This is a genomic window from Ruegeria sp. HKCCD9138 (assembly GCF_057220975.1).
This window is the reverse complement of sequence record NZ_JBWVAZ010000005.1, coordinates 1-12,907: the sequence shown is the minus strand read 5'-3', so window position 1 is coordinate 12,907 and position 12,907 is coordinate 1. Positions and strand designations below refer to the sequence as shown.

The 12,907-nt window shown below is 59.9% G+C and carries 12 protein-coding genes; 6 read left to right on the top strand and 6 right to left on the bottom strand.

The features are described from left to right. Positions 1-41: 41 nt before the first annotated feature. The 5 genes from glyA (AC2TEL_RS10280) to AC2TEL_RS10260 form a co-directional block, all read right to left on the bottom strand. The gene (gene glyA, locus AC2TEL_RS10280; protein WP_480903637.1) at positions 42-1,337 is read right to left on the bottom strand and encodes a serine hydroxymethyltransferase; all 1,296 of its coding nucleotides are present in this window, start codon (positions 1,335-1,337) and stop codon (positions 42-44) included. Positions 1,338-1,407: 70 nt separating this feature from the next. Beyond that, positions 1,408-2,379 (bottom strand): 2-hydroxyacid dehydrogenase, encoded by a 972-nt coding sequence (locus tag AC2TEL_RS10275; protein WP_480903634.1) that lies wholly within the window; start codon positions 2,377-2,379, stop codon positions 1,408-1,410. Beyond that, entirely contained in the window at positions 2,379-3,266 is an 888-nt protein-coding gene (sucD, locus tag AC2TEL_RS10270) for a succinate--CoA ligase subunit alpha (RefSeq protein ID WP_480844634.1), read from the bottom strand. Before sucD ends, AC2TEL_RS10275 begins: the two co-directional genes overlap by 1 nt. Further along, the gene (locus AC2TEL_RS10265; protein ID WP_480844633.1) at positions 3,266-4,462 is read right to left on the bottom strand and encodes a malate--CoA ligase subunit beta; all 1,197 of its coding nucleotides are present in this window, start codon (positions 4,460-4,462) and stop codon (positions 3,266-3,268) included. The genes sucD and AC2TEL_RS10265 overlap by 1 nt, the downstream gene beginning before the upstream one ends. 15 nt (positions 4,463-4,477) lie before the next feature. After that, positions 4,478-5,719 carry a pyridoxal-phosphate-dependent aminotransferase family protein gene (locus tag AC2TEL_RS10260; RefSeq protein ID WP_480903632.1) on the bottom strand — a complete coding sequence of 414 codons (1,242 nt, stop codon included), beginning with the start codon at positions 5,717-5,719 and terminating at the stop codon, positions 4,478-4,480. A gap of 252 nt (positions 5,720-5,971) precedes the next feature. Here AC2TEL_RS10260 and AC2TEL_RS10255 point away from each other — a divergent pair, with 252 nt between their 5' ends. Next, positions 5,972-6,568: a LuxR C-terminal-related transcriptional regulator gene (locus AC2TEL_RS10255; RefSeq protein WP_480844636.1), complete on the top strand. Its 597-nt coding sequence runs from the start codon at positions 5,972-5,974 to the stop codon at positions 6,566-6,568. A gap of 15 nt (positions 6,569-6,583) precedes the next feature. Here the strand turns inward: AC2TEL_RS10255 and AC2TEL_RS10250 are convergent, their stop codons facing one another. Next, the gene (locus tag AC2TEL_RS10250) at positions 6,584-7,183 is read right to left on the bottom strand and encodes a helix-turn-helix domain-containing protein (RefSeq protein ID WP_480844631.1); all 600 of its coding nucleotides are present in this window, start codon (positions 7,181-7,183) and stop codon (positions 6,584-6,586) included. A 148-nt stretch (positions 7,184-7,331) separates the two neighbouring features. On the opposite strand from AC2TEL_RS10250, the gene glyA (AC2TEL_RS10245) reads away from it, so the two are divergent. From glyA (AC2TEL_RS10245) to AC2TEL_RS10225, 5 genes are all read left to right on the top strand, one after another. Continuing rightward, positions 7,332-8,585 (top strand): serine hydroxymethyltransferase, encoded by a 1,254-nt coding sequence (gene glyA, locus AC2TEL_RS10245; RefSeq protein ID WP_480903629.1) that lies wholly within the window; start codon positions 7,332-7,334, stop codon positions 8,583-8,585. An 11-nt stretch (positions 8,586-8,596) separates the two neighbouring features. Then, complete coding sequence (gene lpdA, locus AC2TEL_RS10240) at positions 8,597-9,979, top strand: dihydrolipoyl dehydrogenase (RefSeq protein ID WP_480903626.1); 1,383 nt, start codon at positions 8,597-8,599, stop codon at positions 9,977-9,979. A gap of 14 nt (positions 9,980-9,993) precedes the next feature. Then, positions 9,994-10,944: a lipoyl synthase gene (gene lipA / locus AC2TEL_RS10235; protein ID WP_480903624.1), complete on the top strand. Its 951-nt coding sequence runs from the start codon at positions 9,994-9,996 to the stop codon at positions 10,942-10,944. 19 nt (positions 10,945-10,963) lie between these two features. Beyond that, the gene (locus tag AC2TEL_RS10230) at positions 10,964-12,337 is read left to right on the top strand and encodes an alanine/glycine:cation symporter family protein (protein ID WP_480903621.1); all 1,374 of its coding nucleotides are present in this window, start codon (positions 10,964-10,966) and stop codon (positions 12,335-12,337) included. Positions 12,338-12,416: 79 nt separating this feature from the next. Continuing rightward, on the top strand, positions 12,417-12,839 hold the full coding sequence (locus AC2TEL_RS10225; RefSeq protein WP_480903618.1) for a universal stress protein: 423 nt from the start codon (positions 12,417-12,419) through the stop codon (positions 12,837-12,839). Positions 12,840-12,907 lie beyond the last annotated feature (68 nt).

Below are 12,907 nucleotides of genomic sequence, written 5' to 3'. Positions count from 1 at the left end.
CGCCTGATCTGGACGCCGTTTTCAGCTTTTTGCCGAATAGATTACAGGTTCGGGTAGATCGGGAAGCGCTTGCAGAGCTCGGCGACTTCGGCCTTGACCTTGGCCTCGACGGCACCGTTGCCGTCTTCGCCATTGGCGGCCAGGCCGTCGACCACCTCGATGATCCAGTCGGCGATCTGGCGGAACTCGACCTCACCAAAGCCGCGGGTGGTGCCGGCGGGCGAGCCCAGGCGGATGCCGCTGGTGATGGTCGGCTTTTCGGGGTCGAACGGCACACCGTTCTTGTTGCAGGTGATATGCGCCCGGCCCAGAGCCTTCTCGGTCGCGTTGCCCTTGACGCCCTTGGGGCGCAGGTCGACCAGCACGACGTGGGTGTCGGTGCCGTGGGTCACCGTGTCCAGACCGCCTCTGATCAGCTGATCCGACAGCGCCTGCGCGTTGGTCACGACCTGCTTGATGTAGTCCTTGTACGAAGGCTGCAGCGCTTCGCCGAAGGCCACCGCCTTGGCCGCGATCACATGCATCAGCGGACCGCCCTGAATGCCGGGGAAGATCGCCGAGTTCACTTTCTTGGCGATATCTTCATCATTGGTCAGGATCATGCCGCCACGCGGACCACGCAGGGTCTTGTGGGTGGTCGTCGTCGCCACATGCGCATGCGGGAAGGGGCTGGGGTGCTCGCCTGCGGCCACCAGACCGGCGAAATGCGCCATGTCCACGTGCAGATAGGCGCCAACCATGTCGGCGATCTGACGCATGCGGGCAAAGTCGATCTGGCGCGGGATGGCAGAGCCGCCCGCGATGATCAGCTTGGGGGAATGTTCTTTCGCCAGCGCCTCGACCTGATCGTAGTCGAGCATGTTGTCTTCCTTGCGGACGCCGTACTGCACCGCGTTGAACCACTTGCCCGACTGGTTCGGGCGGGCGCCGTGCGTCAGGTGGCCGCCCGCATCGAGGCTCATGCCCAGAATGGTGTCGCCGGGTTTGATCAGCGCCTGGAACACACCCTGGTTGGCCTGGCTGCCCGAGTTCGGCTGCACGTTGGCAAAGCCACAACCAAACAGCTGCGTGGCGCGGTCGATGGCCAGGTTTTCGGCGATGTCGACGAACTGGCAGCCGCCATAATAGCGCCGACCGGGATAGCCTTCGGCGTATTTGTTGGTCATCACCGAGCCCTGCGCCTCCATCACGGCGGAGGAGACGATGTTTTCCGAGGCAATCAGCTCGATCTCGTCGCGCTGGCGGCCCAGCTCGGATGTGATCGAGCCGAACAGCTCGGGGTCACGCTCGGCAAGGGACTGGGTGAAAAAACCGTCGGAACGGTGGGGAGCATTCATGGTTCATATCTCCGTTGAGAAAGGCCGATGCGGCTGCCTTGGATGCATTGGCTGATGTTTCAAATGAGTCTCAGATCACACGGTCACGTGGTTCGCGGCCTTCGAAAAAGTCACTCAGGTTGTCGAGCACACGGAACCCCATCGCCTCGCGTGCCTCTTTTGTGGCGCTGCCCAGATGCGGCAGCATCACGAGGTTGTCGCATTGCAAAAGGTCCGGGCTGATGCGGGGTTCCCCATCGAAGACGTCCAGTGCCGCGCCGCCGATCATGTCGAACATCAGGGCTTGGATCAGCGCCCATTCGTCGATCACCTCACCGCGTGCAGTGTTGATCAGAAAGGCATCGGGCTTCATCAGGCCCAACCTGCGCGAGTTGATAAGGTGCCGGTTTGCAGCACCACCGGGACAATGGAGCGACACGAAATCGCACTGTGGTAATAACTCGTCGATTGTGTCTACTTGCTTTGCGTTGCACTGGGCCAGAACGTCCGGGGCCACGTGGCTGCGGTTGTATACAAGTATGTCCATGCCGAACCCGTGATGGGCGCGGCGGGCCATCTCTTGCCCAATACGGCCGTAGCCGATGATGCCCAGCGTTTTGCCGCTGACCTTGGTGCCGATCAGGTGCGTGGGTCGCCAGCCGGTCCAGTTGCCGGCGCGCAGCTCGCGCTCGCCCTCACCCGCCCGACGTGCCACCATCAGCAGCAGCGTCATGGCGATATCGGCGGTGCATTCGGACAGCACGTCAGGCGTGTTTGTCACCGTCATGCCCAGCCCGCGTGCCGACGGCTCGCAGATATGACTGTAGCCGACACCATAATTGGCGAGGATCTTTGTCTGCGCGCTAGGCACATCCAAAGCTTCCGCGCTCAGCGTGTCCGTGACCGTTGGCAGCACAGCGTCATAGGACTTCAGCGCTTGCCGGATTTCGGCCGGGGACATGGGTTTGTCCCCGGTGTTCAGTACGGCGTTATAGTTCTCGGCCAGTTGCGCCTCGACGGCGGCAGGCCAGCGACGGGTAACAAGGACCGAGGGTTTGACCATCACGCAGCCTCCATCACGCGGGCAATGGTTTCGCCGATGACAGCCGGGTTTTCAGCCACGGTCACACCGGCGGCGGACAGGATCTCGACCTTCTCGCTGGCGCTTTCGCCAAAGGCCGAGATGATTGCGCCCGCGTGGCCCATGGTTCGGCCTTTGGGTGCGGTCAGACCTGCCACATAGGCGACTACCGGCTTGGTGACGTGATCGCGGATGTATTCAGCGGCTTCGGCTTCCTGCGGGCCACCGATTTCGCCGATCATCGCGATGACATGGGTGTCCTCGTCCTCTTCGAACCGCTGCAGGATGTCCTTGAAGGACGACCCGTTGATCGGGTCGCCACCGATCCCGACGCTGGTCGAAACGCCAAGCCCGCGCTCTTTCAGCTGAGCCGCAGCCTCATAGCCCAGCGTGCCTGAGCGGCCAATGATTCCCACATGCCCGGGCAGGTAGATGTGTCCCGGCATGATCCCTAGCAGTGCCTTACCGGGAGAGATCGTGCCCGCGCAGTTCGGCCCGGTAAGAACCATGCGCTTGTCCCGTGGATAGCGATACATGTACCGCTTGACCCGGATCATATCCTGCGCCGGAATACCGTCGGTGATGCAGACGCAGTAACGGATACCGGCATCCGCCGCTTCCATGATCGAATCTGCTGCGAACGGCGGCGGCACGAACACAAGGCTGGCATCCGCCCCGGTGGCTTCGACAGCCTGTTTGACCGTGTCAAAGACCGGCACGCCTTCGACGGTTTCGCCGCCTTTTCCAGGCACGACACCGCCCACGACATTGGTGCCGTAGTTCAGCATGTCCTTGGTGTGGAACCGGGCCATGCGCCCGGTGATGCCCTGCACGATAACGCGCGAGTCACGATCGAGAAGAATGCTCATTACACAGCCCTCATCTTGGTGCCTTGAGTAAGGTCGTTTTTCCATGCGCCGACGGCGCGTTCGGCGGCTTCCATAAGCGTCGTCGCGCGAATGATCGGCAGGCCCGATTTCGCAAGAATTTTCTGCCCCTCTTCGACATTGGTGCCGGCCAGTCGCACGACAACCGGGATGTCGATGTCCAGTTCCTTCAGCGCCTGAACGACGCCTTCGGCAACCCAGTCGCAGCGGTTGATGCCGGCGAAAATGTTGACCAGGATCGCCTGCACATTTTCATCCGACAGAACCAGCCGGAACGCCTTGGCCACACGTTCTGGTGAGGCTCCGCCGCCGATATCGAGAAAGTTGGCGGGCTCGCCCCCGGCCAGTTTGATCGTATCCATCGTCGCCATCGCCAGACCGGCACCGTTCACGATGCAGCCGATATTGCCGTCCAGTCCGACATAAGACAGGCCCCGGTCCGCCGCGCGGCTTTCGCGCGGGTCTTCCTGGCTTTTGTCGCGCAGCTCGGCGATCTGCGGGTGACGGAACATGGCGTTGTCGTCAAAGCTCATCTTGGCGTCCAGGGCCAGGACACGGTCGTCGCCGGTGATGACCAGCGGATTTATCTCGACCATGGTGGCGTCCAGATCGCTGAAGGCCGAATAGCAGCCTTGCAGGGTACGAACCATCTGCTGGATCAGCTTGGGTTCCAGCCCCAGCTTGAACGCAATTTCACGTGCCTGGAATTCCTGCAAGCCAACCGCCGGTTCGACAATCGACCGGACGATGCTGTCGGGTCGTTCGGCCGAGATATCCTCGATCTCCATTCCGCCTTCCGACGAGGCCACGATCATGACCCGCTGGCTGGAACGATCGAGCACGAAGCCAAGATAGATCTCGCGATCAATAGGCACGGCGGATTCGACATAGACGCGGTAGATGCCTTTGCCTTCCGGCCCGGTCTGATGTGTAACCAGTTTGCGGCCGAACAGGTCATCGCAGGCCTCGTAGATTTCATGCTCGGTGTTGCACAGCTTGACACCACCGGCCTTGCCGCGACCGCCTGCGTGGACCTGAGCCTTGACGATCCATTTGTCACCGCCAAGTTCGCGGGCGCGATAAGCCGCCTGTTCGGGGCTGTAGGCCAATGCACCCGACGGCACATCGACGCCGAAATTGGCAAGGATTTCCTTCGCCTGGTATTCGTGGATATCCATCTGATCCGCTCCTGTTTATGCAGCGATTGAAGTGCCGTAACGGCTTTCCAGCAAAGCCTCGATGGCTTCCTGATCGACAGTTCCGCCCAGCTCGCGCAGGGCCTCGGCGAACAGGCGCACGATCCGGCTGACCGCCTCCCGGTTCAATTGATTGAGGATGCCGATGCGCACCTGAACGGGCGCGCTGAGCGTTGGCCAGATGCCGAAGCCCCGGGCGCGGCAGTTCTGAACCAGCTCCATCTCGCGACCCGCCAGTTCCGGCGGCAGGTTCAGGACCACGAGGCTGGGCATGTCCGAGGTCACTTCGCACCCCATTTCGGTCACGGCGTCGCGCAGAACCTTTTCGTGGGTCCGGTAAGACTGTGACCGTTTCGCCAGGCCTTCCATCAGCGTCAGGCGCAGGGATTCGTGGAACGCAGCGACGGCATATCCGGAATGTGTCCGGTGGTAGGTGCCTTTTTCCACGTCTTTCCCGTCGACGATGCCCCAGTGGCGGGCTTCGAAAATCGGATTGTGCACATAGGTATATGCACCCGAGGTTTTCAGGGACTCGATATAGGCGTCCGTGAAGCTGACCGGCGCGTAGGTCAGGGGCAGGCAGCACAGGCCTTTCTGCGGGCACGAGGCCCAACCAGCGATTCCGGGGTAGTCGTCGATCGAAAAATCATCGGCCCCCAGTGACGAAACGGCGTCGATCAGGCCTAATGCACCGTGACTCTCGCAGGCATCCGAGAAGCCGCGCAGGTCATTGACACGACCTGATCCGGTTTCCCAATGCGCCATGAAGGCCCATTTCGGTTTGTGCTGAGCTAAAGCGGCCTCAACCACTTCTCCGGTCACGGGCTGGCCATGCGGAACCTCGATCACCGTGACGCTGGCGGCCTGAGGGTCAAGCGGGTTGGCGGAATGCTCTTCGGGAGTCGCGGCCTTGATGCGCAGGGTCAGCGCATCGATGCCGGAAAATGTGCCGTTGGTGAAGGCAACGACCCTGTCACCGGGCATGACGGCGGAAAACATGGTGTCCAGCGCGCTCCATCCGGTGCCGGCAACCGCGAAGGTATAGGCATTCTCGGTGCCCCAGATCTTCCGCAGCATGTGTTTGCATTCGACCATGCCCCTAAGGACATCGCCCTGCATGTGGTCCGCGACACCGGCGCTGGCAAAGGCGCGCAGAACGCGGGCGTCGGTATTGCCCGGTCCCGGACCGGCAGCGAGAGTCTCGGGAATCTCGAGCGGAGGGAAAATCTGAAAAGTCATGGTTTGACATCCTCGGCTGTTGGTCTGGGCCGTGGCCCGTTGTGTTACGTTGGCAGACAGAAAACCGAGACTTGCCAGATCGCGCAACGTAACTTACTACTGCTTTAGGATGGCTATTAGTATGGGAAATAACCTACCCATAGTGGTAAAAATACCGATGTATACCGAAAAGCACCCCGCCAAAATGGGTAGTTTTTTGGAAAATAAGGGAGAAATCAGTTGGTTGATGCCGCCAAACCCCCGATCGATGTCATGTTGGCCGACAGTAACCCGCTGGTTCTTTCGGCGATGTCCGAAATCTTCGAACGCGACCCGCGATTCTCTCTCGTCGCGACATCAGCCACCGCCGAAGGGTTTCTTGGAACGGTTATGCGAGTCCCGGTTCAGGTTGGTGTGGTGGACTGGAATCTTCCGGTATTGGGCGCGGCCAAGCTGATCGAAGTGTTGCGCGAACAGGCCAATGCGCCCCGTTTTGTCGTCTACGGCGATACGGCAGGTGACATCCCGCGGCTGGCGATGCAGGCAGGCGCCGCGGGATTTGCCGCCCGGTCCGGTGAGGTCGAAGTCTTGCTGGAAACCTGTGCCGATGTGGCGGCGGGCAAAATGGTGTTTCCGTTCATCGACGTTCGGAAGATGCAACAGGACCCGATCCAAAGCTTGTCGCGCAAGGAACGCACAATTCTTGAGGCGCTGGCCAAGGGGATGTCGAACCGCGACCTGTCCAAAGAGCTTCAGATTTCGACGAATACGGTCAAGTTTCACCTGTCGAACATTTACGAAAAACTGTCGGTGAAAAACAGAACCCAGGCGATCGCGTTTTACTATTCGTCGCAATATTCTGGCGGATAGGTTGATCGCTGACCGCTATTCCAACGACACCCACAGCACCTGTGCATCTTCTTTGCTGGTCGATATGCAGCCGTGCCCCATCCCGCTGTCGTAATATAGCGCGTCGCCCGCCTTCATCGGCAGCGGCCGATAATGTTCCGAGATAAAGATCAGCTCACCGCTCAGAACATACATGAACTCCTCGCCCGAGTGCCTGATCCAGGTCTCAAATTCGGAAACATCTCGTGCCTTGATCGTGGCAATGTAGGGCAGCATCCGTTTGCTGGTCAGTTCCGAGCACAGCAACTCATGCACATAGGTTGGCGTTTGTCGGGTTTCGCCCGCGCCCTTCGGAGTGAAGTCTCGCCTTCCCGATATCCCTGATTGCCCGGACTGCAAAAACAGCTGGGGCGTGTTCATATCCAGTGCTTGTGTCAGACGGCGGACGATGTCGAAGCTCGGCCGGGTCTGATTGTTCTCGATCTTGGACAAGGTCGAACGCCCTATCCCGGCGGCGCGCCCAGCTTCCTCCAACGTCCAGCCCTTGGCGCGTCGCGCGTCCCGGATGGATCGCCCCAAGGCGGCGCCATCGTGTTCTTCCGGCCCGGAAACCTCCGTTTGATTTTCTTCCGTCACGCATAATCCCCCTGTTTTATCGAAGGTTACAAAAATCCCCTTTTGGATACAACTTCACATTTTAGAGATTTGTGTTGCTTTGCGTGTATGATTTCCACTATAGGAAACAAAATTTCGTACTGAGGATTCGGTTCAGATGGAGGAGACCATGTTCAAAACGCCGCTGACTGAGGCTGATCCGGTCATTGCCGCGTCGATTTCGCGTGAGGGCAAGCGCCAGGCGGAACAGATCGAACTGATCGCATCCGAGAACATCGTCTCACAGGCCGTGATCGACGCGCAGGGTTCTGTTTTGACGAACAAATACGCAGAAGGCTATCCGGGTCGCCGTTATTACGGTGGTTGCGAATATGTCGACGAGGTCGAGGTCGAGGCCATCGAGCGTCTCAAGAAACTGTTTGGCTGCGACTATGCCAACGTCCAGCCGCACTCGGGCGCGCAGGCTAACGGAGCGGTCAAGCTGGCACTTCTGAGCCCGGGCGACACGATCCTCGGCATGTCGCTGGATGCCGGTGGGCACCTGACCCATGGTGCGAAGCCTGCCCAATCCGGCAAGTGGTTCCGCCCGATCCAGTATGGGCTGACGGATGCAGGTCTGATCGATTATGATCAGGTTGAAGAACTGGCCAAAGCCGAAAAACCCAAACTGATCATCGCGGGTGCATCTGCCTATTCTCAAAAAATCGACTTTGCCCGCTTTCGCACCATTGCGGACGAGGTTGGTGCATGGCTGCTGGCGGATATGGCGCATATCGCCGGACTGGTCGCAACCGGCTTGCATCCTTCACCTGTCGGTCATGCGCATGTTGTGACGTCAACCACGCATAAAACACTGCGCGGTCCCCGTGGCGGGATCATCCTGACAAACGACGAAGCTTTGGCGAAAAAGATGAATTCCGCCGTTTTCCCAGGGCTTCAGGGTGGCCCGCTGATGCATGTGATCGCAGGTAAGGCTGTGGCATTCGGTGAAGCACTGAAACCGGAATTCAAAGAATACATGCAGCGTGTTGTCGACAGCGCCTCGGCCCTGGCGAATGTGATGATGTCGCGGGGATGTGACATCGTTTCGGGCGGAACCGAGAACCATCTGATGCTGGTGGATCTGCGCCCGATTGGCGTAACCGGAAAGGACGCCGAAGCCGCGCTGGAACGCGCCGGTTTCACCTGCAACAAGAACAGCGTACCAGGTGATCCGGAGAAACCCACCATCACAAGCGGTATTCGTCTTGGCACTGCAGCCGGCTGCAGCCGTGGTTTCGGACCTGAAGAGTTCCAGCAGATCGGCCATCTGATCGGTGACGTGCTGGACGCCCTCGCGCAGTCGCCGGAGGGCGACGAAGCGGTCGAAAAAGAAACTCGCGAAAAAGTTCGCGCCCTGTGCGCAAGCCACCCGATTTACTGAGAGAACACCTAATGACCACCTACGATCTCATCGTTATCGGGGGCGGGCCGGGCGGCTATGTGGCTGCCATCCGCGCGGCCCAGCTGGGCATGAAAGTCGCCTGCGTCGAAGGGCGCGGCGCGCTGGGCGGGACCTGTCTGAATGTGGGGTGCATACCCTCCAAAGCGTTGCTGACCTCCTCGGCCAAATATGCCGAATTTGCACATCTCTCCTCCCACGGTATTGCGGTCGAGGGGGCCAGCATCGATGTGGCGGCGATGATGGGGCGCAAGGACAAGATCGTCGGTGATCTGACCAAAGGCATCGCGTTTCTGTTCAAGAAAAACGGGGTTGAACTGATCGAAGGCTGGGCCAGCATTCCTGCGGCCGGGCAGGTCAGGGTTGGCGATGAGGTCCTTGGGGCCAAAAACATCCTGATCGCGACGGGCTCGGAACCGACGCCGCTGGGCGGGATCGAAATAGACGAGCAGGACGTCCTGAGCTCGACCGGCGCAATTGCGTTGGAAAACGTGCCGGAACATCTGGTTGTTGTTGGTGCGGGCGTGATTGGGCTTGAACTCGGGCAGGTCTGGGCGCGGTTGGGTGCGAAGGTCACGGTTGTGGAATATCTCGACCGCGTACTGCCTGGCATCGATGGCGAGATCGCGAAGCTCGCGCAGCGCGCCCTGACAAAGCGTGGCCTCAAATTCCAGCTGGGTCGCGCATTGAAAACCGTGGCTAAGTCCAAAGCCGGGTTGACGTTGATTATGGATCGGGTCGGCAAAGACAAGGAAGAGGTGATCGAGGCCGACAAGGTCCTGATCGCCGTCGGACGCCGCCCGGTGACGCGCGGGTTGGGGTTGGAAGATTTAGGGGTGGCCCTTGACCCGCGCGGTTTTATTGAAGTGGACGGTAATTTTCAGACCACTGTGGATGGCGTCTATGCGATTGGCGATTGCGTACCGGGACCGATGCTGGCGCATAAGGCCGAAGAAGATGGCGTTGCCTGTGTCGAAATGCTGGCCGGGCAGGGCGGTCATGTGGATTACAATACCGTTCCGGGCGTCGTCTACACCGATCCCGAAGTTGCCTCGGTCGGTCTGACCGAGGAGGAACTGAAAGCGACCGGTACCGAATACACGGTCGGCAAGTTCGCATTCATGGCGAATTCGCGAGCACGTTCGACCGGGGAAACGGACGGAGCGGTCAAGGTTCTGGCTGGCACCGACGGCAAAATTCTGGGCGCACATATTTGCGGCGCGCATGGCGGCGATCTGATCGCCGAGCTGGTTTTGGCCATGACCAAGGGCGCAACGGTCGCCGAGGTCGCAACGACCTGCCACGCGCATCCGGCCATGGGCGAGGCGGTCAAAGAGGCCTGCCTTGACGCCATGAGCCGCGCGATCCACGCGTGAACGAGGGGAACCAGATGACCATCCAGCTTCGCCCCCGCCATCCGGAAAAGGCAAAAAAGACCGACAGTGTCATTCCGCGTAAGCCCAAGTGGATTCGCAAGAAAAAAGGCGACAGCGCCGAGTATTACGAAACCCGCCGCCTGATGCGCGATCACGATCTGGCGACTGTCTGCGAAGAGGCTGCGTGCCCCAATATCGGCGAATGCTGGTCCAAGCGCCACGCGACCATGATGATCATGGGCGAAATCTGCACCCGTGGGTGCTCTTTCTGCAATGTAGCGACCGGTCGCCCCGATGTGCTGGATGTGTTCGAGCCCGGCCGAGTCGCGGCGGCGGTGAAAAAGCTGGGCCTGCGCCACGTTGTGATCACGTCCGTAGATCGTGACGATCTGGAGGATGGCGGAGCAGACCATATCGCTCAGACCATCCGCGCGGTGCGCTACCAAAACCCGGGTACCACGGTCGAAGTGCTGACCCCTGACTTTTTGGGCAAAGGCGATGCGGCCGACATTGTCTTCGACGCGGCGCCGGACGTGTTCAATCACAATCTGGAAACCGTGCCGCATCTGTATCCGGCGGTTCGTCCCGGCGCGCGCTACTACACGTCGCTGCGGCTTCTGGACGACGCCAAACGCGCGAACCCGAATATGTTCACCAAGTCCGGCCTTATGGTAGGCTTGGGCGAGACTTTGAACGATGTGCGTCAGGTGATGGATGACCTGCGCGCCGCCAATGTCGATTTCCTGACGGTTGGACAATACCTGCAGCCGACGCCGAAACACTACCGGATTGACCGTTTCTGGGCTCCGGAAGAGTTTAAAAAAATAGAACAAATCGCCCGATCAAAGGGCTTTCTGCACGTGTCGGCGACTCCGCTGACCCGGTCGTCGTTCCATGCGGACGAAGACTTTGCCGCCCTCAAGCAGGCCCGCCAGCGGGCCATCGCCAACGGGGCATCAACCTAACGCAAATGGGAGGGATACCATGGAAGCGTTAAACTCAATCGTAGGAGCCATCAATGGCGTCGTATGGGGGCCGCTGATGCTGGTTCTCATTCTGGGCGTAGGCTTCTTTCTCCAGGTCGGCCTGAAATTCATGCCGATCCTGCGCATTGGCACGGGCTTCAGCCTGCTGTTCAAAGGCCGTGAAGGTCAGGGCGAGGGGCAGATCAGCCCGTTCAACGCGCTGATGACCTCGCTGTCGGCGACCATCGGCACCGGTAACATCGCCGGTGTGGCCACTGCTGTCTTCCTGGGCGGTCCGGGCGCATTGTTCTGGATGTGGATGACCGCCCTGGTGGGCATGGCCACCAAATATGCCGAAGCCGTCTGCGCGGTGAAATACCGCGAACAGGACGAACTGGGCAACTTTGTCGGCGGCCCGATGTACTACATCAAGAACGGCCTGTCCGCGAACTGGCATTGGCTGGGCTGGGCGTTTGCCCTGTTCGGTGCAATTGCCGCGTTCGGCATCGGCAACGGTGTGCAGGCCAACGGCGTGGCGCAGGTTCTGGATTCGAATTTCGGCGTGAACACCTCGGTCACCGGAGTGATCCTGATGGTTCTGACCGCCGCCGTCATTCTGGGCGGCATCACCCGCATCGGTGCGGTTGCGGGTAAGCTGGTACCGTTCATGGCAGTTGCCTACATCATTGCCGGCTTGCTGGTTCTGCTGATCAACATCGGCAATATCGGCAGCGCACTGTCGCTGGTCTTCACCTACGCGTTCACTCCATCCGCCGCCGAAGGTGGTTTCGCAGGCGCAGCCGTCTGGGCCGCAATCCGTTTTGGTGTGGCTCGTGGTGTGTTCTCGAACGAAGCCGGTCTGGGTTCTGCTCCGATCGCACACGCAGCGGCCGAGACAAAAGGCCCGGTCAATCAGGGTCTGATCGCGATGCTGGGGACCTTCATCGACACCATCATCGTCTGCTCGATCACCGGTCTGGCGATTATCTCGTCTGGTGCATGGACGTCGGGTGAATCCGGTGCGGCGCTGACCAGCCACGCGTTCGAGCTGTCTCTGCCGGGTATTGGTGGTTCGCTGATCGCCGTCGCTCTGTCGATCTTTGCCTTCACCACAATCCTGGGTTGGTCCTTCTACGGCGAGAAATGCGTCGAGTTCCTGCTGGGTGTCAAATCCCTGATTCCCTACCGCGTGCTGTGGATCGTCATGATCTACTTCGGTGCAACCGCGGATCTGGGCTTCATCTGGCTGCTTGCGGACACGCTGAACGCCATGATGGCCATCCCCAACCTGATTGCCTTGGCGTTGCTGAGCCCGATCGTCTTCAAGCTGACGAAAGAGTTCTTTGCCAGCGGCGGCCAATCTGAAGAGCCAGGCGGCAAAGCAGCCGAGTAAGCTCGGAACTAAACCTCACGGGGGGCCGGTCCGGCCCTCCGCTTTCCGAAACCAAATACAATTCCCGAGGAGATGCGTGATGGCCACGAAAATCCTGCTGCCCATTGATCACACTGATGACCGTTCCTGGAAACAGGCTCTGCCGGTCGCTCTGGAACAGGCCAGATTCTACGGGGCCGAGTTGCACGCGATCTCTGTCATCCCCGAGATCATTCAGTTACCGAACCTCCCCGCCAACTATGGCGCGGGTGCCAAGGAGCACGTGCGTAAGGCGGTTCAGGCCATTCTGGATCATGGCAGTGCTTCCGATGTGCCCGTGCATATCGAAGAAGGCAGTGTCTACCGCGAAATCCTGAAGCTTGCCTACAAGGAGGGTTTTGATCTGATCGTCATGGCCTCGACCAAGGGCGATTTCCCTAACTACGAGATTGGCCCGAACCTGTCGCGTGTCGTGCGCAATGCGCATTGCACCGTCATGGTCGTTCGCGACCGATCCCGCTGATTGAAAGGCCATACCGATGACCGATATTAAGCGCACGCCTCTTTACGCTTTGCATGTTGAGTTGGGTG

What these genes read in the sequence shown, in the direction of transcription:
- glyA (WP_480903637.1), bottom strand. Translation starts at nt 1,337, where the DNA reads ATGAATGCTCCCCACCGTTCCGACGGTTTTTTCACCCAGTCCCTTGCC.
- AC2TEL_RS10275 (WP_480903634.1), bottom strand. Translation starts at nt 2,379, where the DNA reads ATGGTCAAACCCTCGGTCCTTGTTACCCGTCGCTGGCCTGCCGCCGTC.
- sucD (WP_480844634.1), bottom strand. Translation starts at nt 3,266, where the DNA reads ATGAGCATTCTTCTCGATCGTGACTCGCGCGTTATCGTGCAGGGCATC.
- AC2TEL_RS10265 (WP_480844633.1), bottom strand. Translation starts at nt 4,462, where the DNA reads ATGGATATCCACGAATACCAGGCGAAGGAAATCCTTGCCAATTTCGGC.
- AC2TEL_RS10260 (WP_480903632.1), bottom strand. Translation starts at nt 5,719, where the DNA reads ATGACTTTTCAGATTTTCCCTCCGCTCGAGATTCCCGAGACTCTCGCT.
- AC2TEL_RS10255 (WP_480844636.1), top strand. Translation starts at nt 5,972, where the DNA reads ATGTTGGCCGACAGTAACCCGCTGGTTCTTTCGGCGATGTCCGAAATC.
- glyA (WP_480903629.1), top strand. Translation starts at nt 7,332, where the DNA reads ATGTTCAAAACGCCGCTGACTGAGGCTGATCCGGTCATTGCCGCGTCG.
- lpdA (WP_480903626.1), top strand. Translation starts at nt 8,597, where the DNA reads ATGACCACCTACGATCTCATCGTTATCGGGGGCGGGCCGGGCGGCTAT.
- lipA (WP_480903624.1), top strand. Translation starts at nt 9,994, where the DNA reads ATGACCATCCAGCTTCGCCCCCGCCATCCGGAAAAGGCAAAAAAGACC.
- AC2TEL_RS10230 (WP_480903621.1), top strand. Translation starts at nt 10,964, where the DNA reads ATGGAAGCGTTAAACTCAATCGTAGGAGCCATCAATGGCGTCGTATGG.
- AC2TEL_RS10225 (WP_480903618.1), top strand. Translation starts at nt 12,417, where the DNA reads ATGGCCACGAAAATCCTGCTGCCCATTGATCACACTGATGACCGTTCC.